The organism is Burkholderia catarinensis (assembly GCF_001883705.2).
GTDB lineage: Bacteria > Pseudomonadota > Gammaproteobacteria > Burkholderiales > Burkholderiaceae > Burkholderia > Burkholderia catarinensis.
In genome coordinates this window covers 249,158-272,934 of the sequence record NZ_MDEQ02000010.1, presented here as the reverse complement: position 1 = coordinate 272,934, position 23,777 = coordinate 249,158, and the positions used below count along the sequence as shown (strand labels likewise).

Below are 23,777 nucleotides of genomic sequence, written 5' to 3'. Positions count from 1 at the left end.
GATGGCGGGCCGCTGCCGTCCAAAGTGCGGTGCTGCGCGCGTGTGCGACGGCCGTACCGTATTCGAAAACTTCTTCGCTAACCCATGATCATTCACCCGAATTTCGACCCCGTTGCGATCCATCTCGGGCCGCTGGCCGTGCGCTGGTACGGCCTCATGTATCTCGTCGGCTTCATCGCGGCGATCGTCGTCGGCCGGATCCGCCTGAAGCTGCCGCACGTCGCGGCGCAGGGCTGGACCGTGAAGGACATCGACGACATGATGTTCTACGGCGTGCTCGGCACCGTGCTCGGCGGCCGGCTCGGCTATGTGCTGTTCTACAAGGCCGATTTCTATTTCTCGCATCCGCTCGACGTGTTCAAGGTGTGGGAAGGCGGCATGTCGTTTCACGGCGGCTTCCTTGGCGTGACGCTCGCGATGATGCTGTTCGCGTGGCAGCGCAAGCGCGACTGGCTGCAGGTCACCGATTTCGTCGCGCCGATGGTGCCGGCGGGGCTCGCGGCCGGGCGGCTCGGCAACTTCATCAACGGCGAGCTGTGGGGGCGCGTGACCGATCCGAGCGCGCCGTGGGCGATGCTGTTCCCGGGCGCGATGCGCGACGATGCGGCATGGCTGCCGAAGCATCCGGCGCTCGTCGAGAAGTGGCATCTCGCCGACGTGTTCATGCAATACCAGATGCTGCCGCGCCATCCTTCGCAGCTCTATGAAATCGCGCTCGAAGGTATCGTGCTGTTCTTCGCGCTGTTCTTGTTCGCGCGGAAGTCGCGGCCGATGGGTGCCGTGTCCGCGCTGTTCCTGATCGGCTACGGCCTTGCACGCTTCACGGTCGAGTTCGCGCGCGAGCCCGACGACTTCCTCGGCCTGCTCGCGCTCGGTCTGTCGATGGGGCAGTGGCTGTCGCTGCCGATGATCCTCGCGGGTATCGCGCTGATGGTCTGGGCGTACCGCCGTCGCGCGGCGCATGCCGCTGCGTGATGCGATATCGCTGCACGTGCGATCGGCGCGTGCAGTGGCAACGCGCAGTCTGAAAAAAAAAACGCCGGCCCTCGGGCCGGCGTTTTTTTTCAGAGTGCCGCGCGCCGTGCGTTACTTCATCTGCACGGAGCCGTTGACGGTGACCGACACGGTGGCCTTGCCGCCTTCGACCGCGATCGGCGCGCTCATCTTCGCGCTGTCCATCGGCGCCGCGGCCATCGCCATCATGCGCGTGTACGGCTGTACATTGCGGCCGCTGCCGACATTCACGTCGCGGATCGTGTAGCTGCCATAGCCGAACGCCTTCGCGGCTTCGTCGGCGCGGGCGCGGAACGACTTGATCGCCTCGGTCGTGAGCTTCTGCTCGGCCGTGCGCTGCGCTTCGGGCGACAGCGAGAACTCGACGTTCGCGACCTGCATCAGGTTCGACAGCTGGCCCGCGAGCTTCGACGCCGCGGCGAAATCGCGCGATTCGAGCGCGACCTCGGTGCGGCCGCGCCATGCGGAGATTTTCCCGTCGCGATCGGTGCTCGGATACACCGAGAATGCGCCCGTGTGCGCGGTGACGCCCGATACGCCCTTCGCCTGCGACAGTGCCGCGTCGGCGCGCTGGTTCAGCGCGGACGTCAGGCTGCCCGGATCCTTTGCCTGCTGCTCGTAGAACAGCGTGATGTGGATGATGTCCTGCGGCACGTCGGCGCTGGCCTGCGACGAAAGCGACAGCACGCCCGCCGGCTCCGGAAAGTGCGGGTTCGCGGTCTGTGCGCGCGCGGCGGGCGACGCGAGCGTCAGTGCGACGGGAACGGCGGCGGCGAGGGCAAGCGACAGCGCGAGTGCGGATTTCTTGGTCATTGTTGGACTCCTTGTGCGAGGGCGCGCACGCGGATCATGCGTGCGCGACGCGGGCGTACCGCGCGACAAAAAAACAGCCGGCCCGACCGGCCGACAGCGGTTGCTTAGGCCGCGCGAAAGGGCCGCGAGTTCCGGGGAGGCAGCGCGTGCTGACCAGATTTGACCTTTGGCGTGCGCCTACTTCATCAACTTTTCGGTGATGAACCGCCATTCGGCGCGCGTGACGGGTGTGATCGACAGCCGGTTGCCGCGTGCGAGCACGCGCATGTCGGCGAGCTCGTCGTGTTCGCGCAGTGCGGCGAGCGGCACGAGCGGCGACTTTTTCACATAGCGAACGTCGACGAGCAGCCAGCGCGGTGCTTCCTGTGCCGATTTCGGGTCGTAATAGGGGCTTTTCGGATCGAACTGAGTGGGATCGGGGTAGGGCGTCGACGACACTTCGGCGAGGCCCGCGATGCCCGGCTCGGGGCAGCTCGAGTGATAGAACAGCACGCCGTCGCCGATCTTCATCGTGTCGCGCATGAAATTGCGCGCCTGATAGTTGCGCACGCCCGTCCACGGCAGCGAGCGCTGTGGTGCGTTGGCGAGATCGTCGATGCTTGCTTCGTCCGGTTCGGACTTCATCAGCCAGTATTGCATGGATCGTGATCGACGCAGAAAGAGGCTGCTACAAAAGAAAACGGCACCGGGACGTGCCCGATGCCGTTGGATAGGTCCCCGCCTTGGCCGCTAGGCCGGCATCCTGAACCTGAGGTTCAGAATTGGTCGCAGTTAGCAGCACTTCGGGTACATCAGACAGAGTGACGCGCGCGCCCGTGCTACAAATTTCCGCAACCGTGCACATGGCATTGGTTCAAGGAATATATGACCTTGGCGAACCAGGCAGGGAAGCTGACTGAACTGTGCTTCGATGCGCCAATTTGACCACCGTTGATCGTCGAGATCAAGCGGAATCGACGCATCGATTAAAACGTTACTGCGTCTCGTGCTGTGCGAGCACCGCGCCGAGTTGTTCGTTCATCTGGTGCATTGTACGACGGATTTCCTCCGCCGGAAATGCTTCACCGTGCCGCACGCTCGTTTGCAGCCGCAGCAATTCGGACGCGAGCGACAGCGCCGCCATGACGGCGATGCGATCGGTGCCGCGTACCGAGCTGTTCGAGCGGATTTTCGACATTTCGGCGTCGACGCGCGCGACCGCTTCGAGCAGCGCCGCTTCGGTCTCGGCCGAACAGGCGAGCCGGTAGGCCTGACCGAGAATCGAGACTTCGATCTGCTTCGTGCTCATGCATGTTCTCCGTGGCTGGCCGCGTCATCGCCATCCGTACGCGCCTGCGCATCCAGCAGGTCGAGCTGGTTGTCGGCTTGCTCCGCGCTTTTCGAGCGCGGCAGCTTTTCGAGAATCGCGTTCAGTTTCACCTGGGCGTCGTCGATCTTTGCCGACAGCGTGTCGCGCTCGACCGCGAGCGCATTGCGTTCGTCGCGCAGTTGCGCGAGTTCCGCACGGACCGTGTCCGCTTCCGCGCGCAATTGCGCGACCTGCTCCTCGAGCGCGAGCCGTTCCGAGTGATAGCGCTTGTTCAGCGAAATCAGACGGCCAATATTTTGAGATAAAGTTTCGAGTTCGTTGAGCATTTGCTGCGTCCTCTAAAGACCCAGCATTTTAGCGCGGAATAACGCGCAATCCGACATCTGTAACGTTTCCAGTCGTAACACCCCGGCTTCTTGGCGCGAATAGGCGCGTCCCGTGCGTGTCCGGACGCTTCCTTGACGCTCGTGCGACCCGCTCCTAAACTGGCGCCGCCTCGGTGCTCGCGCGTGGAACGCGCGGTTAAACGGGAAGCAGGGCGCGGGCTCCCGCTCGCCAACCTGCGCTGCCCCCGCAACGGTAAGCGGCCGCGTCGCGTGACGCAGGCCGGCTCGGGCGCGTTCCGCGTGCAGGTATCGCACACGGAGCGCGGGCCACTGCGCGTCATCGCGCGGGAAGGCGAGCCGGTACGCCGCCAGCCCGGATACCGGCCGAGACGGGGAGCCCGAACGGGCTTCGAGACGCGCGGCCTGCGGGGAGGCGGGGCGCGCAACGCTTCACGGAATTTTCTTCGATGCTGACCCCAATCGTCCGCGCGGCGTCCATGTCACGCCTGGCCGGCAGCAGTAAGCGGATGCAGCGCGCGCCATGCGCGGGGCTGCGCGCGGCATGAGCGCCGCGCGCGCCGCCGCGATCTGGGCCGCGCTGGCCGCGGTCGTCGCGCTGCTGTTCGTCGCGTCGCTGTCGATCGGCAGCGTGCCGATGTCGCCGTGGCAGGCGCTTGCGTCGCTCGTGCCGCATGGCGGCGACGCGCTGTTCGCCGACATCGTCCGCACGCTGCGCCTGCCGCGCGCGCTCGCGGGCTTCGCATGCGGCGCGCTGCTCGCGCTGGCCGGTGCGCTGCTGCAGGTGCTGCTGCGCAACCCGCTCGCGGAGCCGTACGTGCTCGGCGTGTCCGGCGGCGCGGCCGGCTTCGCGCTCGTCGCGATGATCGCGGGCGGCGCGTGGTGGCTCGTCGACGCGTCGGCGTTCGCCGGCTCGCTCGTGTCGGTCGCGCTCGTGCTCGGTCTCGCGCGCCGCGAGCTGTGGCGTGGCGAGTCGCGCGACGCGTCGCCGCGATTGCTGCTCACGGGCGTCGTGATCGCGGCGGGGTGGGGCGCGCTCGTCACGCTGCTGTTGTCGCTCGCGCCCGATGCGCGGCTGCGCGGCATCATCTTCTGGCTGACGGGCGACCTGAACGGCGTGACGGCGCCATGGTTCGCGGGGGGCGCGCTGCTGCTGGCCGCGTGCGTCGCGCTGCCGGCCGCGCCGCAACTGAACGCGCTGCTGCGCGGCGACGCGACCGCGCTCGCGCTCGGCGTGCCCGTCGCGCGCCTGCGCGTGAGGATCTATCTCGTGGCGTCGCTGGCCGCCGCGGCCGCGGTGACGACGGCCGGCACGATCGGCTTCGTCGGCCTCGTCGTGCCGCACGCGCTGCGGCTCGCGTTCGGCAACGACCAGCGGATGCTGCTGCCGGCCGCGATGCTCGCGGGTGGTGGCGGCGTGATGGCGGCCGACCTGCTCGCGCGCACCGCGATTGCGCCCGCGCAATTGCCGGTGGGCGTGATGACCGCGTTGATCGGCGTGCCGGTGTTCCTGTGGATGTTGCTGAGGAGACCGATGCGATGACGGGTGCCGCACTGCACGCCGCCGCCGGCGACATGACTTACGCGGCCGTCGGCCTGACGTTGAAGGCCGGCGCGCGCACGCTGCTCGACGGCTTCACGCAGGCCTTCCGCCCCGGCGAGATCTGGTGCGTCGCAGGGCCGAACGGCGCGGGCAAGACGACGCTGCTCGCGACGCTCGCGGGGCTGCTGCTGCCAGCCGGCGGACTTGTCGAGATCGACGGCCGCCCGCTTGCCGCGTGGCGGCCCGAGCAGCTCGCGCAGCGCCGCGCGCTGATGCCGCAGCAACTGCACGATGCGTTCAGCGCGAGCGTGTTCGACACGGTGCTGCTCAATCGCTTTCCGTATCTCGGCGGCTGGGGCTGGGAGCGCGACGGCGATCGTGCGGCCGCGCGCGACGCGCTCGCGACTTTCGATCTGGCCGCGCTCGCATCGCGCGACGTGCTGTCGCTGTCGGGCGGCGAGCGGCAGCGGGTCGCGCTGGCCGCGACGCTGTGCCAGGATGCGCCGCTGATGCTGCTCGACGAGCCGCTCGCGCATCTCGACCTGCATCATCAGATCGACTGCCTGACCGCGCTGGCTGCGTGGCTCGATGCGGGCCCGCGCACGGTGCTGTTCTCGTGCCATGATCTGAATCTCGCGCGGCGTTTCGCGACGCACGCGCTGTTGCTCGACGGCCGCGGCCACGTGTGGGCCGGCCCCGTGCACGACGTGCTGACGCCCGAACGCGCGAGCGACGCGTTCGGCTATCCGCTCGTGCTGATCCGCGAGAACGGTCGCGACGCGCTGCTGCCGGCGTGGCCCGAGCGACAATGAGGTTTCCTTTCCCGATACGCGGCGCATACCGCGCCAACGACACGGCTCTTCGATGACGACTCCGACCCATTTCCCGCCCGCGATCGCGCCGCTCGACGAAGCGCTGCGCAAACGCCTTCAGCATGTGATCGACCACAAGACCAAGCCGCCCGGCAGCCTCGGCCAGCTCGAGGCGGTCGCGCTGCAGATCGGCCTGATCCAGCGCACCGAGCGGCCGGTCGTGCAGCGCCCCGTGACGATCGTGTTCGCCGGCGATCACGGGATCGCGGCCGAGGGTGTCAGTCCTTATCCGCAAGCGGTGACCGCGCAGATGGTTGCGAACTTCCTGGCCGGCGGCGCGGCGATCAACGCGTTCTCGGGTGTCGCGCAGAGCACGCTCGAGATCGTCGATGCGGGCGTCGCGTCGCCGCTGCCGCTGTCGGACCGGCTGGTGTCGCTGCCGGTCGCGCGCGGTACCCGCAACTTCGCGGCGGAGCCGGCGATGACACCCGACGAGGCGATGACGGCGCTCGCGGCCGGCGCGGCGCGCGTGCGCTTGCATGCGTCGCTCGGCACGAACGTGATCGGCTTCGGCGAGATGGGGATCGCGAACACGTCGTCGGCCGCGTGCCTGATGAGTCGCCTGCTTGACGTGCCGATCGACGCATGCGTCGGGCGCGGTACGGGCCTTGACGACCAGGGTCTCGCGCACAAGCGCGCGGTGCTCGGCCACGCGCTCGTCAGACACTCGCACGCGATCGCGCCGCTCGACGTGCTCGCGACGTTCGGCGGCTTCGAGATCGCGATGATGACGGGCGCGTATCTGGCGGCCGCGAGCGAGCGGATGACGATCCTCGTCGACGGCTTCATCGCGACGGCCGCGCTGCTCGTCGCCGAACGCATCGCGCCCGGCGTGCGCGACTACTGCGTGTTCTCGCATACGTCGCACGAGGCCGGGCACCGGCGCATGCTCGAGCATTTCGGCGCCAAACCGCTGCTGGCGCTCGACCTGCGGCTCGGCGAAGGCACGGGCGCGGCGCTCGCGCTGCCGCTCGTGCGTGCGGCAGCCGCGTTCCTCAGCGAGATGGCGAGCTTCGAGTCCGCCGGCGTCGACAATCGTGACGCCTGATCGCGCGGGCGGCGTGCGTGCCGAACTGCGCTACTTCTTCGTCGCGCTCGGCTATTTCACGCGCGTGCCCGTGCCGCGCGCGATCGGCTACGCGGCCGGCGATCTCGACCAGGCCGCGCGCTATTTCCCGCTCGTCGGCGTATGTGTCGGCGCGTGGGGCGCGCTCGTCTATCTCGCCGCGCTGCGCATGCTGCCCGCGTCGATCGCGGTCGGGCTGTCGATGGCCGCGACGCTGCTCGCGACCGGCGCATTCCACGAAGACGGCCTCGCGGACAGTTGCGATGCGTTCGGTGGCGGTTACACACGCGACGACGTGCTGCGCATCATGCACGACTCGCGGATCGGCACGTTCGGTGCGGTCGCGCTCGTGATCGCGCTCGGCCTGAAATGGCAGGCGCTCGCGGCCATGCCGCCGCTGCGTGCCGCATGGACGATGATCGCCGCGCATGCGGCGAGCCGTGCGGCGGCCGTGAGCCTGCTGACGTCGCTCGACTATGTGCGGCCCGAAGGGAAGGCGAAGCCGGTCGCGCAACGGATGGGTGCGCGCTCGGCGTGCGCCGCGGCGGTATTCGGATTGCCTTGGCTGTTCTGGCCGGACTGGCGCATGGGCGTCGCCGCATGCGTTGCGCTCGTGCTCGTGCGTGCTTGGGTAGCACGCTATTTTGTGAAGCGGATCGGCGGCTATACGGGCGACTGTCTCGGCTTCGCGCAGCAACTGGGCGAACTGGCGATCTATCTGGTGGTGCTCGGATGGACGTCGTCCTGATCCGTCATTCTGCCGTCGGCGTCGAGCCGGGCATCTGCTACGGCCGCAGCGACGTGCCGCTCGCCGTGCCGGCCGACGCCTGCGCGCAGGCAGTGCAGGCGCATCTGTCGGCTATCGGCGCACCGCCGCCCGAACAGGTCTGGACGAGCCCGCTGATGCGCTGTGCATCGGTCGCCGAACGGCTCGCGCAGGCGTTCGATGTGCCGCTGCGGCGTGATGCGGGCTGGCAGGAAATGGATTTCGGCGCATGGGAAATGCGGCGCTGGGACGATATCGACCGGGCGGCACTCGATGCGTGGGCGGCCGACCTGATGCATGCGTGCGCGCATGGCGGCGAAAGCGTCGCGCGGTTTGCCGCGCGGGTTGCACGGCGCGTCGACGCGGTCGCGCAGCTCGACGGGCCGCAATGGGCGGTCACGCATGCGGGCGTGATCCGCGCGTTCGCATCGCATGTGTTGGGTGTGCCGCTCGATACGCTGCTGTCGCGGCCGGTGCCGACGGGCGGGGTCGTCTGGCTGCGCGCGGACGACGACGCGCGAGCCTGGGAAGTCGTGCACTGGGACGAATAGGCTCGCGCGATACGCGCGCTGCGAGGAATCAGCGTGCCGGCCGCCGCGCACGCGCGGCATCGAGATCCTCGCACAGCGCGGCCGCGCCTTGCGCGATCCGCGGCGACGGCCGCGTCAGCAGATCGCCGTCGATCGCGAACAGGTTGTTGCGCGCAGCGGCCGTCAGTGCGGGCCACGCGCGCCAGCGCGCAAGGCTCGGCAGCGGCTCGTCCGAACGAGTCGCGCCGGCGCTGGTCGTCACGATTGCTTCCGGATTCGCCGCGAGCACGGCCTCGTCGGTGACGGTCGGCACGAGCGGCCTGAGCGATGCGAACACGTTGCGGCCGCCGCACAGTTCGATCACGTCGTTGATCAGGTGCGCGCCGTTGAGCGTCATCAGCGGCCGGTCCCAGACCTGGAAGAACATCGTGACGGGCGCTCGCGCCGCGTAGCGTGTGCGCAGCGCCGCGATGTCGCGCGTATAGGCGGCCGCGGCCGCGTCGGCAGCGGGTTGCGTGCCGAGCAGCGTGCCGAGCCGGCGCAGCGACGACGACACGTCGTCGAGATGCTTCGGTTCGCTGAAGAACAGCGGGATATGCAACGCGCGCAGCGCGTCGGTCTGCCGCTCGGCGTTGCCGTGCCGCCAGACGACGATCAGGTCGGGCTTCAGCGCGGCGATCCGCTCGAGGTCGAGCGCCTTGTTGTCGCCGACGCGCGGCACCGCTTGCGCGGCGGGCGGATAGTCGCTGTACGTGACGGTACCGACGAGCTTCGCGCCGCCCCCGGCTGCGTAGATCAGTTCGGTCGCGTGCGGCGCGAGGCTGATCACGCGCTGCGCGGGTGCGGGCAGCGTGACGGTATTTCCGGCGTCGTCGCGCGTTGTGACATGGGTGACATCGGCGTGGACGAGCGGCGCGTGAGCGAGCGCAGCCAGCATCGCCACGACCGGCGCCAGCCGGCGGAACATGGGCGGGGTCATGCGGATTCCTGTTGCAGCAGCGGCACGCAGTGCGCGAGCGCCTCGCCGAGGCGCTGCCATTCGGCTTCGCTGCCCGGCAGGCCGACACGCACGCTCGACGGCGTTGCGAAATGCCGCGTCCAGATCCCGCGTGCCGCGAGTGCCGCATGTAGCGCCGCGGCGCGCGGGTCGTCGGTCCAGCAGAAGAGCGGCGTCGCGCGAACCGCGAAGCCGTGCGCGCGCAGCAGCGCGGCCAGCCGCTCGCCGTCGGCCGCGAGCCGTTCGCGTGCGGCGGCCTGCCATGCGCGATCGGCAAATGCCGCGGCGACCGCGTGGCGCGCGGGGCCGCCGACTGTCCAGGCGCCGAGCATGTCGCGCAGCACGACGATGCGGTCGGGGCACGCGAGCACGAAGCCTGCGCGAATGCCGGCGAGACCGAAGAACTTGCCGACGGAGCGCAGCACGACGAGCCCCGGGCGATCGACCTGCGCTGCGAGCGACTGCGTCGCGCCCGTATCGGCGAACGCCTCGTCGACGATCAGCGTGCCGCCGCGCGCCGCCAGTTGCGCATGCCAGCCGAGCAGGCGCTCGGCCGTCACGAACTCGGCGGTCGGGTTGTTCGGATTCCCGACGATGACGTGACGCAGCGTCGCGGGCAGCACGTCCGAGCCGATGTCGAGCGGGACGACGCGATGGCCGTGACGCGCGAAGGCGGGCGCGTATTCGCCGTAGGCGAGCGCCGCGACGCCGGCGTCGCCGGCCGGCAACAGCGCGGGCAATGCGCGGATCGCGGCCTGGCTGCCGGCGACCGGCAACACGTGCGCGGGATCGGGTGCGTGGTAGTACCGCGCGGCGCAGGCCGCGAGGCCGTCGCCGTCGTCGGGCAGCCGGCGCCACGCATCGGCCGGGACGGGCGGCACCGGATAGCCGACCGGATTGATGCCGGTCGACAGGTCGAGCCACGCGTCGTACGGAATGCCGTGGCGGCGGGCGGCTTCATGCAGGTTGCCGCCGTGCGCGATGCGTGTATCAGACATGATGGGTGGCCATGACGAGTGCGCCGCTCGCGACCAGCAGCGCGAGCCACAGTGCAAGCGTGCGCGTGACGAGCGACAGCGCGGCGACGACGTGGACGGCGCTCGCCGTCGCACCGGTGCCGAGCGCCGGGCGATCCTCGATCTCGCCGTGATAGACGGCCGGGCCGCCGAGCTGCACGTTCAGGCTGCCGGCGCCCGCGGCCATCACGGGGCCCGCGTTCGGGCTATCCCAGTGGCGTGCCTGCGTGCGCCAGCAGCGCCATGCGGCGGCCGTGTCGCCGAGCAGCGCGTAGCTCGCGGCGGTGAGGCGGGCGGGAATCCAGTTCAGCGCGTCGTCGAGGCGCGCGGCGGCCCAGCCGAAGGTCAGGAAGCGCGGCGTGCGGTAGCCCCACATCGCGTCGAGCGTGTTGGCGAGCCGGAACAGCAGCGCGCCGGGGCCGCCGGCGACGACGAACCAGAAGAGTGCGCCGAAGATCGCGTCGTTGCCGTTCTCGAGCGCCGATTCGACGGCCGCGCGCGACAACGCGCCTTCGTCCGCGTCGCTCGTGTCGCGCGACACGATGCGCGCGGTCAGCGTGCGGGCCGCGTCGAGATCGCTCCGCAGCAGCGCCGCGGCGATCGGCGCGACATGGTCGGCGAGGCTCTTCGCGCCGAGCGCGAACCACAGCAGCGCGACGTGCAGCGCGGCCGCGAGCGGCCACGGCAGCACGGATACGAGCCATGCCGCGACGGCCACCGGCGGCACGACCGCCGCGATCCACGCGGCGACGCCGATCACGCGGCCGCGCCGGCCCGTGTTCATTGCGCCTTCGATGCGCGCGGCCAGCCGGCCGAACGCGACGAGCGGATGCCAGCCGGCGGGCTCGCCGATCGCGCGGTCGACGATCGCGGCCGCGACCGCGAGCATCGCGACGACGGGCAGTGACAGCATCAGCATGACGGCGCTCCCGTCTTGAGGTCGAGCGGCAGCCCGGCGACGAGCAGCGTCACGCGCGTCGCGAGTGCAGCGACGCGCTGGTTCAGGCGCCCGAGCTCGTCGACGTAGCGGCGCGTGACCGACCCGAGCGGCACGACGCCAAGCCCGATCTCGTTGCTGACGACGATCACCTTCGCGCGCGCGCCGCGCAACGCGTGCTCGAGCCGCTCGACCTGCGCCGCGTACTGCGCATCGTCGAGCGGTTCGCCGTCGGCCGGGCACAGGAGGTTCGTGAGCCACAGCGTCAGGCAGTCGACGAGCAGGCACGCGCGCGGATCGTCGAGCCGCGCGAGCGTGCCGGCGAGGTCGACGGGCGCGTCGGCGAAACCCCAGTCGGCCGGCCGGCGCGCGCGATGGTGCGCGATGCGCTGCGCGAATTCGGCATCGGCGGCGGTCGCGGTCGCGATGTAGGTGACGGGGCGGCCGCTGTCGGCGGCGAGCCGCTCGGCATGCGCGCTCTTGCCCGAGCGTGCGCCGCCGAGGACGAAGGTGAGGTCGTGCGGAATCATCGCGTGATTGTAACGGCGCGGGAGATAATGCGGCCTTTGCTTCGCGACGACCTTGACACGATGAATGCACCCGAGCCGCGGCCGCACGGCACGCTGATGATCCAGGGCACGACGTCCGATGCGGGCAAGAGCACGCTCGTCGCGGGCCTGTGCCGGCTGGCGCGCCGCGCCGGTGCGCGCGTTGCGCCGTTCAAGCCGCAGAACATGGCGCTCAACAGCGCGGTGACGGCCGACGGCGGCGAGATCGGCCGCGCACAGGCGCTGCAGGCCTTGGCCGCGGGCGTCGCGCCGCATACGGATTTCAACCCCGTGCTGCTGAAGCCGACGAGCGACCGCGGCGCGCAGGTGATCATTCACGGCAACGCGCGCATGAACCTCGACGCGCGTGCGTATCACGACTACAAGCCGGTCGCGTTCGATGCGGTGCTCGAGTCGTACGCGCGCCTGCGCGCCGGTTACGACACGGTGATCGTCGAGGGCGCCGGCAGCCCGGCCGAGATCAACCTGCGCGACGGCGACATCGCGAACATGGGTTTTGCCGAACGCGTCGACTGCCCGGTCGTGCTCGTCGCCGACATCGACCGCGGCGGCGTGTTCGCGCACCTGGTCGGCACGCTCGCGTGCCTGTCGGACAGCGAGCGCGCGCGCGTGCGCGGCTTCGTGATCAACCGCTTCCGCGGCGACATCAAGCTGCTCGAACCGGGGCTCGACTGGCTGCGCGCGCAGACGGGCAAGCCGGTGTTCGGCGTGCTGCCGTACCTGCACGGCCTGCTGCTCGACGCCGAGGACATGCTGCCCGCGCAGGCGCGCAGCGCCGCCTCACGCGGCGACGCCGGCATGCTGCGCGTCGTCGTGCCCGCGCTGCCGCGCATCAGCAACCACACCGATTTCGATCCGCTGCGCGCGCATCCGCAGGTCGAATTCACGTACTGGAAGAGCGGCCCCGTGCCGGACGCCGACCTGCTGATCCTGCCGGGTTCGAAGAGCGTGCAGCGCGACCTCGCATGGTTGCGCGACGCGGGCTGGGACGCGCTGATCCGTCGCCACCTGCGCTACGGCGGCAAGGTGATCGGCATCTGCGGCGGGATGCAGATGCTCGGCCGCACGCTTGACGATCCGCTCGGCCTCGAAGGCGCGCCCGGCAGCGTGCCGGGGCTCGCGCTGCTCGATTTCGACACGGTGCTGCGGCCCGACAAGACGCTGAAGAACGTGACCGGGCATCTCGCGCTGCCGGGCGAGGCCGCCGTGCGCGGCTACGAGATCCACATGGGCGACACGCGCGGGCCCGCGCTCGCGGCGCCCGCGCTGACGCTGGCGGCCGACGGCGCTCGGGACGGCGCGCGCCCGGACGGCGCGGTTTCCGCCGATGGCCAGATCCTCGCGACCTACATGCACGGGCTGTTCGACTCGCCCGATGCGTGCGCGGCGCTGCTCGCGTGGGCCGGGCTCGACGGCGCGGAACTCATCGACTATCCGGCGCTGCGCGAGGCATCGCTGGAGCGGCTGGCCGACACGTTTGCCGAACATCTCGACCTCGGCGCGCTGTACGCCGAATTTCGTTGACGCGACGCCGGGCCGCCCTCGCTTTTTCCGCCGGATCGCGTACAACACAGGAGGGTGGAGGTCCGCCTGGAGGAGTGCGACGATGAAGGCTCGATGGTGGTGGAGCGTGCTGCTCGCGGCGCTGCTGGGTGCGTCGGCGGTTGCGCACGCCTGCGATTCGTACGGACCGGGCGGCAGCCAGCCCGGTTCCGGCGACGCCACACAAGGCAAAAGCGGTTACTGACGCAGGTAGCGGGGCATGATCGGTCGTGCCCCTTTTTTTGATTCAATTCGTTCCTGGTGGGAATCAATTAAAGCGAATTGGCGTGTTTATCGGTCGAATCGATTCGAATAGAGTGCGATCCATTCTCATCCACTCATGAAGGAATTCGCCATGAACCCCAATCGCCTGAACGATTTTGCCGCGACGCTGCTGCGCGTCGCGCTCGGCGTGCTGTACCTCGCGCACGTCGCGCAGAAGGTGTTTGTCTTCACGCTGCCCGGCACCGCGCAGTTCTTCGCATCGATCGGCCTGCCGGGCTGGCTCGCGTACCTGACGACCTTCGTCGAACTGGCGGGCGGCCTGGCGTTGCTCGCGGGTTTCCGCGTGCGCGTCGCCGCGCTCGTGCTGCTGCCGTTCATGCTCGGCGCGACCGCCGCGCATCTGCCGAATGGCTGGAGCTTCTCGTCGCCGCACGGCGGCTGGGAATATCCGGCGTTCTGGGCCGTCACGCTGGCCGTACAGGCGCTGCTGGGCGGCGGCGCGTTCGCGATCGGCGCACGGGAGGCCGCGGTTCAGCGCGCGTAAGGGGGTGTAACGGGCGCGCGGCGCGCAGCAACCCGTTCCGGGGATACCCCGTTTGCCGATATCATCGCTCCCTGTATCCGCAATCGAGCGGCGCCTGCCATGCGGCCGGCGCCGCGTGGCTTTTTCGGGGGAATTCATGACGGTGATCGTGGTGGCGAATCCGAAGGGCGGCGTGGGAAAGAGCACGCTGTCCACCAATCTTGCCGGCTATTTCGCGGCGCAGGGCGCATGGGTCGCGCTCGCCGACCTGGACCGGCAGCAGTCCGCGCATGCGTGGCTCGACCTGCGCCCGGCCGGGTTGCCGGCGATCGAGGCGTGGGATCTCGATCCGGACGCGCCGTCGAAGCCGCCGCGCGGCCTCGAATATGCGGTGATCGATACGCCGGCCGGCCTGCACGGCAACCGGCTCAACGTCGCGCTGCAACTGGCCGACAAGGTGATCGTGCCGCTGCAGCCGTCGATGTTCGATATTCTCGCGACCCAGCAGTTTCTGGAGCGCCTCGCCGGCGAGAAGGCCGTGCGCAAGGGCAACGTCGAGGTCGGGATCGTCGGGATGCGGGTCGATGCGCGCACGCGCTCGTCCGACCAGCTGCACCGGTTCGTCGAAGGGCTTGGCCTGCCGGTGCTCGGTTATGTGCGCGACACGCAGAACTACGTGCAGATCGCCGCGCACGGCCTGACGCTGTGGGACGTCGCGAAGAGCCGTGTCGACAAGGATCTCGAACAGTGGCGGCCGATCGTCGAATGGGCCGAGCACAGCGTGCCGAAGGCGGAGAGGGCTGCCAGGGCGTCCTGATCGCGCGGCCGACCGGCCGGCATCCCGTGGAATGAAAGAGGGCCGGATCTCGTGCGGCACGGGATCCGGCCCTTCGACCGCAAGCGGCACAGCCGCACCGCGCGCCACGGCACGCGGGCGGCCGGTCAGGTTACGTCCAGTTCTGCGTCGGCACGTGATCGCGGTGGCCCTTGATCTTGTTGCCCTCGTCGATGAACACGAGCTTGGGCTTCCAGCCGGCCTGCAGCTCGGCTTCGTCGACCATCGCGAACGCCGCGATGATCACGAGGTCGCCAAGCTGCGCGCGGCGCGCGGCCGAGCCGTTCAGCGAGATCATCCCGCTGCCGCGCTCGCCCTTGATCGCATACGTCGAGAAGCGCTCGCCGTTGTTGATGTTCCAGATGTCGATGCGTTCGTTTTCGACGATGTTCGATGCTTCGAGCAGGTCCTCGTCGATCGCGCACGAACCTTCGTAGTGCAGCTCGCAGTGCGTGACGGCCGCGCGGTGGATCTTCGATTTGAGCATGTGGCGCTGCATGGTGTCTCCGTGATGCGTCGTGAGAGGCGCGGGCGGGCGGCCCGTCAGATTTCCAGGTTGTCGATGAGGCGCGTCGCGCCGAGCTTCGCGGCCGCGAGCACGACGAGCGGCTCGCCGGCTTCGAGTTCGGCTGCGCTCGGCGCGATCAGGTTCGCGCGGCGGCGGATCGACAGGTAGTCGGGGGCCCAGCCGCGATCGGCCAGGTGCGTGCGCGCCTGTTGCTCGAGCTTGCCGAGGTCGCGCTCGCCGCCCAGAAGGCTTTCGCGCATGCGCTGCAGCGTCTTCGCGAGTTCGGGCGCCTCCCGGCGCTCGTCGGCCGACAGGTAGCGGTTGCGCGACGACAGCGCGAGGCCGTCCTCGTCGCGCACGGTTTCGGCGGCGATGATGTCGACCGGCAGCGCGAGCTGCTGGCACATGCGGCGCACGATCATCAACTGCTGGTAGTCCTTCTTGCCGAACACGGCGACGCGCGGCTGCACGCAGGCCATCAGCTTCGACACGACCGTGCACACGCCGGTGAAGAAGCCGGGCCGGAATTCACCCTCGAGTATCCCGCCGAGATCGTCCGGCGGCAGCACGCGGTATTCCTGCGGTTCCGGGTACATGTCGCGCTCGGTCGGCGCGAACAGCACATAGACGTTTTCCTTCTGCAGCTTCTCGATATCGTCCTGCAGCGTGCGCGGATACTTGTCGAAATCCTCGTTCGGGCCGAATTGCAGCCGGTTGACGAAGATGCTCGCCACGACCGGGTCGCCGTGCTGGCGCGCGAGGCGCATCAGCGACAGGTGCCCTTCGTGCAGGTTGCCCATCGTCGGCACGAACGCCGTGCGGTTCTGTCCGCGCAGTTGGTCGCGCAGTTCATGGATCGAGCTGATGACTTTCATGATCGGGTAGCGGGTTCCTCGCGCAGGCGCGCGTTGGCGCCGCGGCAGCGGCGTCGGGGTCGAAGCGGAGAACGCCGGCGCGCGGGCGGCGCATCGGACGTCGGCGGATTGTAGAGGATTTGGCCGCCAAACGCATCGAAAAAAGTACGATCGTTCACTTTTTATCCGGGCGTGCCGGTAACGGGTCGCGCGGATACGGTGCGCGGCCAGCCGCCGCGGCGAAGCGGCGAGTGCCGGATTGAAGCGGGAGAAAGCGAAGGGCGGGCGCGGGCCTTACGCGGGCAGGTACGCGAGGCGCACGTAGATCGGCGCGAACGGCTCGGCCTGCGTGATCTCGAGGAGCGATTCGCGCGCGAGTTCGAGCATCGCGATGAAGTTCACGACGACGACCGGCACGCCGCGCGACGTGTCGAACAGGTCGGCGAACTCCATGAAGCGCGCGTTCTGCAGCCGGCGCAGGATCAGGCTCATGTGTTCGCGCACCGACAGCTCCTCGCGGGAGATCTTGTGGTGCTGGACGAGCTTCGCGCGCTTGAGCACGTCGGCCCACGCGGCGCGCAGGTCGTCCGAATTCACGTCGGGGAAGCGCGGCGTGACGCTTTGCTCGATGTAGACGTCGGCACGCAGGAAGTCGCGGCCGAGCTGCGGCAACTGGTCGAGCCGCTGCGACGCGAGCTTCATCTGCTCGTATTCGAGCAGGCGGCGCACGAGTTCGGCGCGCGGATCCTCGGCTTCCTCGCCGGTGTCGGCCTTCTTGACCGGCAGCAGCATCCGCGACTTGATTTCGATCAGCATCGCGGCCATCAGCAGGTACTCGGCCGCCAGCTCGAGGTTCGACGTGCGGATCTGGTCGACGTAGCCCAGATATTGCGCGGTGACCTGCGCCATCGGGATGTCGAGCACGTTGAAGTTCTGCTTGCGGATCAGGTAAAGCAGCAGGTCGAGCGGGCCTTCGAACGTCTCGAGGAAGATCTCGAGCGCATCGGGCGGGATGTAGAGATCATGCGGCAGCTTGAAGAGCGGCTCGCCGTACAGGCGAGCGAACGCCGCGACACCATCGACCGTGTCGGGCGTCGAATCGGCGCCCGCGGGCGCGGCGATCGCGTCGTCCTGCCGGGCGGCGCTGGCCTCGTCGGCGGCGCTCACGTCGTCAGAAGTTCTGGTAGTAGACGTACGACGTTTGCTTCACGCGCGATTCCTGCTGATCGGCGCGCTCTTCGAGGTCGATCGGCTGCTTGTCCCACAGCAGGGAACGGCCCGTGCGCTGCTCTTCTTCGAGCGTCGGCTTCTGCTGCTTGAGCTGGTTCAGGAACTGCGTGACGTCGGACTGGTACGGCATGGCTGGGTTTTCCGTTTCGGGCGGCGCACGACGCGCCGGATTCTCGATGGCGGGATTTTACCGCATCGAGGGAACGGCCGGCGTCAATCGCGCGTCGAAACGGCGAGCCGGAGCGCAGCCGGTGCCCGGGCGAGTGCCGGCGAGCATGACGCCGCAGTCGCGCTCGCCCGCGGCGAGGTTTACAAACATTAAGATTTGACGCCGGCACCCTGTGGTCAAATACAGGGTTTTCCACAAAACCGTGACAACCGAGGGCGAGGTTTATTTGGCGGGGCAGGCGAACCAGCAAGCACTTACGGCGCATGACGCGGGTCCGCGCGTGGAACGCAATCGCGCGCGGCGCGGCACCGGCGCCGCGGCTCACGCCGCGCGGGCGACCCTCGCGGGTTGTCTCGCCGCGCTCTTCGCGCTGCCGGCCTACGCGAAGTACGACGTCGACATCGACGCGCCGCGCTCGATCCGCAAGCTCCTCAAGTCGCATCTCGATATCGCGCGCTTCGCGAAGCGCGACGACATCAGCGACGACCAGTTCGACTTCCTCGTGACCGCCACGCCGCAGCAGGTGCGCGACTTGACCGCGACGGCCGGCTATTTCTCGCCGGTCGTGCGCACCGACGTGCGCATGCGCGACGGCAAGCGCGACGTGCGCATCGCGGTCGATCCGGGCAAGCAGACGGTCGTGTCGACGGTCGACCTGACGTTCAAGGGGCCCGTCGACACCGAGGATCCGAAGCAGGAGGCCGCGACGCGTTTCGCGTTCTCGCTGAAGCCGGGCGACCCGTTCACGCAGTCCGACTGGGACAGCGCGAAGGGCGCGGCGCTCACGCAACTGCAGTCGCGTCGCTATCTCGGCGCGAAGATCGCGTCGTCCGAGGCGCGCATCGACCCGCGCACGCAGCGCGCGACGCTCGCGGTCACGTTCGACAGCGGCCCGACGTTTACGATCGGCAAGGTCGATGTCGACGGCGTGCGCCGCTATCCGGAGAAGATCGTCACGAACGTCAATCCGCTGTCCGAAGGCGAGATCTACGACGTGCGGCGGATCACCGAATTGCAGCGGCAGTTGCAGAACACGCCGTACTACGCGAGCGTCGCGATCGACGTCGGCGACGATACGTCGAAGCCCGAGCGCACGCCCGTGCACGTGAAGGTCAGCGAGTTCCCGTACAACAACATCCGCGGCGGCGTCGGCTTTGCAACCGATACCGGGCCGCACGTGCAGGGCTCCTATACGTATCTCGACACGTTCGGCGCCGCGTGGCCGCTGACCGTATCGGGCCGGGTCGACCAGATCCAGCAGTACGGCCAGGTCCAGCTGTCGATGCCGCCGGGCGAGAAGGGGTGGACCAACAGCGTGCTGGCGTCCTATACGAACACCAACGTGTCGGACACGCGCATCTACAGCGCGCGGATCGGCGCGCAGCGCACGCGCACGGGCCAGTTTATCGACTACGCGTATTCGCTGATGTACTACCAGGACCGGCTCGACCAGAACGGCGCGGGGCCGACCACGAGCCGCGCGCTCGTGCCGCAGTGGGCCTGGACGCGCCGCAACGTCGACGATCCGCTGTTCCCGCGCTCGGGCAACCTGATTCACGCGGAGGCCGGCTTCGCGGTCAAGGGCGTGCTGACCGACCAGACCTTCATCCGCGGCTACGCGCGCGGCCAGCAATACGTGCCGGTCGGCAAGCGCGACCTGTTCGTGTTCCGCGCGGAACTCGGCGGCGTGTTCACGAGCGGCAGCTCGACCGGCGTGCCCGCGTCGCTGCTGTTCCGCGCGGGCGGCTCGAATTCGGTGCGCGGCTATGGCTACCAGAGCATCGGCAACAGCGTCGACGGCTCCGTGCTGCCGACCAAGTACCTGATGACGGGCACCGCCGAATACCAGCACTGGTTCAACCGCGACTGGGGTGCCGCGACGTTCTTCGACATCGGCACCGCCACCGATGCGTGGGGCGAGCGCGTGTTCTACCCGGGCGTCGGCATCGGCGCGCGCTGGCGCAGCCCCGTCGGCCCGATCAACGTCGACGTCGCGTACGGGTTGCGCAACCATAGCGTGCGCCCGTACCTGACGCTCGGCATCGCTTTCTGAACGTACCGCTTCATCGACGACGAACCGCATGACGAAGGACCCGAACGACACGCCGCCGCCTCACGACCCGGACTCGCCCGACGGCGCGCCCGACACCCCGCCGCGCGCGCCGCGCCGCGGGCGCGCGGTGCGCGTCGTCGCGTGGACGCTCGCGACGGTCGTGCTGCTCGTCGTGCTGGCGGCCGGGCTCGTGCTGGCTGCGGCGACGACCGAGCGCGGCACGCGGCTCGCATGGCAGGTGGCCGGGCGCGTGCTCGGCGCACGGCTCGCGGGCACGCTCGAAGGCGGCTCGCTCGCGACCGGCGTGCGGTTGCGCGGGTTCGCATGGACGAGTCCCGACGGCACCGGCACCGAGATCCGCATCGACCGGCTCGACGGCCGCTGGGCACTGACCCGCGCGCCGTGGCGGCTGTCCATCGCCTATCTTCGCGCCGGCACGATCGACGTGCGGATCGCGCCGGGGCCGTCGACGCCGAGTGCGGCGCCGCAGGACCTGAGCCTGCCGCTGCAGTTGCGGATCGACGACCTGCGCGTCGATCGCCTCGCGATCCATGACGGCGGTTCGACGACGCAGCTCGACCACCTCGCGCTGAACGGCCGCAGCGACGGCCGTCACCACGAACTCGTGCTCGACGGCGTCGATACGCCGTACGGCGCGCTGACCGCGCGCGCGAAGCTCGACGGCGTGAAGCCGTTCGCGCTGACGGGCGAAGCCACCTATGCGGGCAAGCTGTCCAACGAGCCGGTCGATGCGCGCGCGCGCGTGTCGGGCTCGCTCGAGGCGCTCGTCGCCGATGTCAATGCAAGCGGGATGAAGCTGAACGGGCGCGCGCACGTCGAGGCCGCGCCGTTCGGCACGGTGCCGCTCACGCGCGCGTCGCTCGCGTTCGATCACGTGAACCCGCAGGCGCTCGCGCCCGGCGCGCCGGCCGCCGATCTCGCGGTGCGCGCGGAGCTCGCGCCCGTGACCGTGCCGGCAGGCGCGGCGCCCGCGCAGGGTTTCGCGGTGACGGGCCCGGTGTCGATCGTCAACGCGAAGCCCGGCACGCTCGTCGATCACCTGCTGCCGGTGATCGACGCGCACGCGAACGTGCATCTCGACGCGCACGCGCAGCGGATCGACGATCTCGCGCTGAAGCTGATCCGCGACGGCAGCGTGACGGGCAACGGCACGCTGACGGGCGGCAAGGGCCGCTTCGACCTGAAGGTCGCGAACCTCGACCTGAACGCCTTCGTCGCCGAGCTGCGGCCGATGCGCCTCGGCGGCCCGCTCGGCGTGACGCTCGCGGGCGACGTGACGACCGTCGATTTCAACCTGAACGATCCGAAGCTTGCGCTCGGCGCGCGCGCGAAGGTCGCGCTGACGCCGCAGCAGACCGTGCTCACCGACACGCGCGTGACGGCTGGCAAGGGCCGTATCGACCTGACGGGCGTGTTCCGCCACGATGCCCATTCGAGCTACGACGCGAAGGCGACGCTGACGGCGTTCGATCCGCTGCTGCTCGCCGCGATGAGCGCGCCGAAGGCGGGCGGCGGCAAGGCGGCAAAGGCACCGGCCAAGCGCGGCGAGACGCGCGTGTCGGGCACGCTGACGGCGTCGGGCGCGTTCGCGCCGCAGGTGTCGACGAAGGCGACCTTCAAGCTCGGCGACAGCCTGTACGACGGCGTGCCGTTGACCGGCGCCGGCGTCGTGCAGCTCGCCGGCTCGCGGATCCTGCCGAGCAACGCGAACCTGTCGATCGCGGGCAACCACGTCGATCTGCGCGGCAGCTTCGGCGCGCCCGGCGACCGGCTGCGCTTCGTTGTCGATGCGCCGCAGCTCGACCGGCTCGGCTTCGGTGTCGAGGGGCTCGTGCAGGCGCAGGGCGACCTGACCGGCAGCTTTGCGCACCCGAACGTGACGGCCACCTACAAGGCCGAGCACGTCGTCGTCGGATCGAACCGGATCGGCGCCGCGCAGGGCCGCGCGGACATCCGCGACGGCGCGCACGGCGCACTCGTGTTCACGGCCGACGCCACCGACATCGCGCTCGGCTCGCTGAAGCTGAAATCGCTGCGCGCGAACCTCGACGGCACGCGCGCGAAGCACACGCTCGACGCATCGGCGCTCGGGACGACCGGCGGCCGGGTGATCGACATGACGTTCGCGGCGAACGGCGGCGTGGTCGAGAACCGCGACGGGATGCGCTGGGACGGCACCGTCACGCGTCTCGCGAACCGCGGCACGCCGGCTGTCGCGCTGCAGGCGCCGCTGGCCGTGTCGGCCGGCGCCGGCCGCGTGACGCTCGGCGCGACGCGCCTTACGCTCGAAGGCGCGGCGATCGACCTGAAGTCGTTCGTGTTCGATCACGGCCAGATGCGCTCGGCGGGCTCCGTGAGCGGCGCGTCGGTCGCGCGCTTCCTCGAGGTCCGCCAGGAGCTGACCGGCCAGCGGCCGCCGCTGCGGACCGACGTCGTGCTCGACGCCGACTGGGATTTCTCGCTCGGCGCGAATGCGACGGGCCATGTGCAGGTGAAGCGCCGCGGCGGCGACGTGACGATCGAGAGCGGGCGCGGCATCGCGTCGCTCGGGCTGACCGACCTGTCCGCGCGCGCGAGCTTCGTGCCCGGCAACCGGCTCAACGTGACGGCGCTCGCGAAGGCGAACCGGATCGGCACGCTCGACGCGAACGTCATGGTGCCGTTCGCGCTGCGCGACGGCATGTTCGGCGTCGTCGACGATGGCCCGCTGTCGGGCCGCATCGACGCCGACATCCCGGCGCTGAAGACGACCGGCAACCTGTTCGGGCCGAGCTACCTGCTCGGCGGGCGCGCGGCGCTGAAGCTGACGGTCGCCGGCACGCCGGTGAAGCCGAACCTGTCGGGGATGCTGACGGGCGACGATTTGTCCGCGACGCTCGTCGACCAGGGCGTGCAGTTGAAGGACGGCATCGTGCGCATCAAGCTGTCGGAAAACCTCGTCGAATTCCAGCAGGTCGAATTCCGCGGCGGCGACGGCACGCTGCGCGCGCTCGGCCGCGTGCGCCTCGACGGCGAGGCGCCCGACCTGACCGCGAGCATCGTCGCGGACAAGCTCGAGCTGTTCGCGGCGCCGGACCGCAAGCTGTCGCTGTCGGGCAAGGCGACCGTCGCGAACGACGGGCCGCGCGGCGCGCTGTCGATCGACGGCAAGTTCGTCGTCGACCGCGCGCTGTTCGACCTGCCCGAGGAATCGGCGCCGCACCTGTCCGACGATGTCGTGATCGTGCAGCCGGACGGCACGGTGCGCGGCGAGACGCCGACCGGCACCGCGGCCGCGAAGCCGCAGCCGGTCGCGGACAAGCCGGCGCCGTCGCTCGCGCCGCGCGCGAACATCGACATCGGCCTCGGCAACAACTTCCGCTTCAAGGGCCACGGCGCGGATCTCGGGCTGCGCGGCACGATCACCGTGATGAGCGCGCCGGGCGTGCCGCTGCGCGCGGTCGGCAACGTGCGCGTGACCGAAGGATCGACGTACACGTCGTTCGGCCGCAAGCTCGCGGTCGAGAACGGCTTCTTCACGTTCAACGGTCCCGTGTCGAACCCGGGCGTCAACATCCTCGCGATGCGGCGCAACCAGGAGGTCGAGGCCGGCGTGCAGGTGACGGGCACGATCCAGTCGCTGACGGTCAAGCTCGTGTCGGAACCGAACGTCACCGACAACGAAAAGCTGTCGTGGCTGTTGTTCGGGCATGGCACCGACCAGGGCAACAACGTCGGCCAGCAGGGCGCGATGACGGCGGCGCTCGGGTTGCTCGGCAGCGTGACCGGCAAGCGCGTCGCGCAGAGCATCGGCCTCGACGAGTTCTCGATCGGCCGCAGCGATGTCGGCCTGACCGATCCGCAGGTCGTGCAGGTGTCGAAGGCGATCAACGAGCGTTTCGTGCTCGGCTTCGAGCAGGGCCTGCAATCGGCGAGCAACGCGTTCAAGGCGACGATCAACCTGACGCGCTTCTGGTCGGTGTCCGCGTACGGCGGCACGTTCCAGGGCGTCGACCTGAACTACACGCGGCGCTTCGATCGCTGGTTCAGCCAGCGGTGATG

General features: G+C 69.6%; 24 protein-coding genes, 1 other RNA gene and 1 riboswitch. Of the genes, 12 read left to right on the top strand and 13 right to left on the bottom strand.

The window, feature by feature from the left end:
- Positions 1-84: 84 nt before the first annotated feature.
- Positions 85-975, top strand: a complete 891-nt coding sequence (gene lgt / locus BFF94_RS18655) for a prolipoprotein diacylglyceryl transferase (RefSeq protein ID WP_128842933.1) — start codon at positions 85-87, stop codon at positions 973-975.
- Between the two features lie 111 nt (positions 976-1,086).
- Here the strand turns inward: lgt and BFF94_RS18650 are convergent, their stop codons facing one another.
- From BFF94_RS18650 to BFF94_RS18630, 5 genes are all read right to left on the bottom strand, one after another.
- Positions 1,087-1,827 (bottom strand): SIMPL domain-containing protein, encoded by a 741-nt coding sequence (locus BFF94_RS18650; RefSeq protein ID WP_128842932.1) that lies wholly within the window; start codon positions 1,825-1,827, stop codon positions 1,087-1,089.
- A 177-nt stretch (positions 1,828-2,004) separates the two neighbouring features.
- The gene (locus BFF94_RS18645) at positions 2,005-2,466 is read right to left on the bottom strand and encodes an EVE domain-containing protein (protein ID WP_128842931.1); all 462 of its coding nucleotides are present in this window, start codon (positions 2,464-2,466) and stop codon (positions 2,005-2,007) included.
- 71 nt (positions 2,467-2,537) lie between these two features.
- Positions 2,538-2,719: non-coding RNA, 6S RNA (ssrS, locus tag BFF94_RS18640), on the bottom strand.
- A gap of 81 nt (positions 2,720-2,800) precedes the next feature.
- Positions 2,801-3,115, bottom strand: a complete 315-nt coding sequence (locus tag BFF94_RS18635) for a cell division protein ZapA (protein WP_011352906.1) — start codon at positions 3,113-3,115, stop codon at positions 2,801-2,803.
- Positions 3,112-3,462 carry an ATPase gene (locus BFF94_RS18630; RefSeq protein ID WP_128842930.1) on the bottom strand — a complete coding sequence of 117 codons (351 nt, stop codon included), beginning with the start codon at positions 3,460-3,462 and terminating at the stop codon, positions 3,112-3,114. The genes BFF94_RS18635 and BFF94_RS18630 overlap by 4 nt, the downstream gene beginning before the upstream one ends.
- 154 nt (positions 3,463-3,616) lie before the next feature.
- Positions 3,617-3,865, top strand: a riboswitch (cobalamin riboswitch).
- 138 nt (positions 3,866-4,003) lie between these two features.
- Here BFF94_RS18630 and BFF94_RS18625 point away from each other — a divergent pair.
- Genes BFF94_RS18625 through cobC form a run of 5 tightly spaced genes read left to right on the top strand, consistent with a single transcriptional unit; the run spans position 4,004 to position 8,278 of the window.
- Positions 4,004-5,023, top strand: a complete 1,020-nt coding sequence (locus tag BFF94_RS18625; protein WP_246637362.1) for a FecCD family ABC transporter permease — start codon at positions 4,004-4,006, stop codon at positions 5,021-5,023.
- A complete protein-coding gene (locus BFF94_RS18620) occupies positions 5,020-5,835 on the top strand; it encodes an ABC transporter ATP-binding protein (protein ID WP_219139643.1) in 816 nt (271 codons plus the stop codon). Before BFF94_RS18625 ends, BFF94_RS18620 begins: the two co-directional genes overlap by 4 nt.
- 52 nt (positions 5,836-5,887) lie before the next feature.
- Positions 5,888-6,943: a nicotinate-nucleotide--dimethylbenzimidazole phosphoribosyltransferase gene (cobT, locus tag BFF94_RS18615; RefSeq protein ID WP_219139642.1), complete on the top strand. Its 1,056-nt coding sequence runs from the start codon at positions 5,888-5,890 to the stop codon at positions 6,941-6,943.
- The gene (locus BFF94_RS18610; RefSeq protein ID WP_128846936.1) at positions 6,933-7,709 is read left to right on the top strand and encodes an adenosylcobinamide-GDP ribazoletransferase; all 777 of its coding nucleotides are present in this window, start codon (positions 6,933-6,935) and stop codon (positions 7,707-7,709) included. Before cobT ends, BFF94_RS18610 begins: the two co-directional genes overlap by 11 nt.
- Complete coding sequence (gene cobC, locus BFF94_RS18605) at positions 7,694-8,278, top strand: alpha-ribazole phosphatase (protein WP_128846933.1); 585 nt, start codon at positions 7,694-7,696, stop codon at positions 8,276-8,278. Before BFF94_RS18610 ends, cobC begins: the two co-directional genes overlap by 16 nt.
- 28 nt (positions 8,279-8,306) lie before the next feature.
- On the opposite strand, the gene BFF94_RS18600 is transcribed toward cobC, so the two are convergent.
- From BFF94_RS18600 to cobU, 4 genes are read right to left on the bottom strand one after another with little or no spacing between them, the layout of a single operon-like run.
- Positions 8,307-9,236 carry a cobalamin-binding protein gene (locus tag BFF94_RS18600; protein ID WP_219139641.1) on the bottom strand — a complete coding sequence of 310 codons (930 nt, stop codon included), beginning with the start codon at positions 9,234-9,236 and terminating at the stop codon, positions 8,307-8,309.
- Positions 9,233-10,252, bottom strand: a complete 1,020-nt coding sequence (gene cobD, locus BFF94_RS18595; RefSeq protein ID WP_219139640.1) for a threonine-phosphate decarboxylase CobD — start codon at positions 10,250-10,252, stop codon at positions 9,233-9,235. Before cobD ends, BFF94_RS18600 begins: the two co-directional genes overlap by 4 nt.
- A complete protein-coding gene (gene cbiB, locus BFF94_RS18590; RefSeq protein WP_219139639.1) occupies positions 10,245-11,189 on the bottom strand; it encodes an adenosylcobinamide-phosphate synthase CbiB in 945 nt (314 codons plus the stop codon). The genes cobD and cbiB overlap by 8 nt, the downstream gene beginning before the upstream one ends.
- Positions 11,183-11,737, bottom strand: a complete 555-nt coding sequence (cobU, locus tag BFF94_RS18585; protein ID WP_128847905.1) for a bifunctional adenosylcobinamide kinase/adenosylcobinamide-phosphate guanylyltransferase — start codon at positions 11,735-11,737, stop codon at positions 11,183-11,185. The genes cbiB and cobU overlap by 7 nt, the downstream gene beginning before the upstream one ends.
- 60 nt (positions 11,738-11,797) lie before the next feature.
- Here cobU and BFF94_RS18580 point away from each other — a divergent pair, with 60 nt between their 5' ends.
- From BFF94_RS18580 to BFF94_RS18565, 4 genes are all read left to right on the top strand, one after another.
- Positions 11,798-13,300, top strand: coding sequence for a cobyric acid synthase (locus BFF94_RS18580; RefSeq protein ID WP_219139638.1), 1,503 nt, complete (start codon positions 11,798-11,800; stop codon positions 13,298-13,300).
- Between the two features lie 82 nt (positions 13,301-13,382).
- Positions 13,383-13,523 carry a hypothetical protein gene (locus BFF94_RS18575; protein ID WP_164497755.1) on the top strand — a complete coding sequence of 47 codons (141 nt, stop codon included), beginning with the start codon at positions 13,383-13,385 and terminating at the stop codon, positions 13,521-13,523.
- 150 nt (positions 13,524-13,673) lie between these two features.
- Entirely contained in the window at positions 13,674-14,087 is a 414-nt protein-coding gene (locus BFF94_RS18570; RefSeq protein ID WP_219139637.1) for a DoxX family protein, read from the top strand.
- A gap of 136 nt (positions 14,088-14,223) precedes the next feature.
- Positions 14,224-14,883: a ParA family protein gene (locus BFF94_RS18565; protein WP_128846797.1), complete on the top strand. Its 660-nt coding sequence runs from the start codon at positions 14,224-14,226 to the stop codon at positions 14,881-14,883.
- Between the two features lie 130 nt (positions 14,884-15,013).
- Here the strand turns inward: BFF94_RS18565 and panD are convergent, their stop codons facing one another.
- The 4 genes from panD to BFF94_RS18545 form a co-directional block, all read right to left on the bottom strand.
- Positions 15,014-15,400 carry an aspartate 1-decarboxylase gene (gene panD / locus BFF94_RS18560; protein ID WP_128846800.1) on the bottom strand — a complete coding sequence of 129 codons (387 nt, stop codon included), beginning with the start codon at positions 15,398-15,400 and terminating at the stop codon, positions 15,014-15,016.
- A gap of 44 nt (positions 15,401-15,444) precedes the next feature.
- The gene (gene panC, locus BFF94_RS18555) at positions 15,445-16,284 is read right to left on the bottom strand and encodes a pantoate--beta-alanine ligase (RefSeq protein ID WP_128846802.1); all 840 of its coding nucleotides are present in this window, start codon (positions 16,282-16,284) and stop codon (positions 15,445-15,447) included.
- A gap of 273 nt (positions 16,285-16,557) precedes the next feature.
- Positions 16,558-17,430: a segregation and condensation protein A gene (locus tag BFF94_RS18550; protein ID WP_128846805.1), complete on the bottom strand. Its 873-nt coding sequence runs from the start codon at positions 17,428-17,430 to the stop codon at positions 16,558-16,560.
- A gap of 4 nt (positions 17,431-17,434) precedes the next feature.
- Positions 17,435-17,623 (bottom strand): DUF3460 family protein, encoded by a 189-nt coding sequence (locus BFF94_RS18545; RefSeq protein ID WP_128846807.1) that lies wholly within the window; start codon positions 17,621-17,623, stop codon positions 17,435-17,437.
- 265 nt (positions 17,624-17,888) lie between these two features.
- Here BFF94_RS18545 and BFF94_RS18540 point away from each other — a divergent pair, with 265 nt between their 5' ends.
- Together BFF94_RS18540 and BFF94_RS18535 are read left to right on the top strand one after the other, a co-directional pair.
- On the top strand, positions 17,889-19,715 hold the full coding sequence (locus BFF94_RS18540; RefSeq protein WP_219139651.1) for an autotransporter assembly complex protein TamA: 1,827 nt from the start codon (positions 17,889-17,891) through the stop codon (positions 19,713-19,715).
- Positions 19,716-19,743: 28 nt separating this feature from the next.
- A complete protein-coding gene (locus BFF94_RS18535) occupies positions 19,744-23,775 on the top strand; it encodes a translocation/assembly module TamB domain-containing protein (RefSeq protein ID WP_219139636.1) in 4,032 nt (1,343 codons plus the stop codon).
- Positions 23,776-23,777 lie beyond the last annotated feature (2 nt).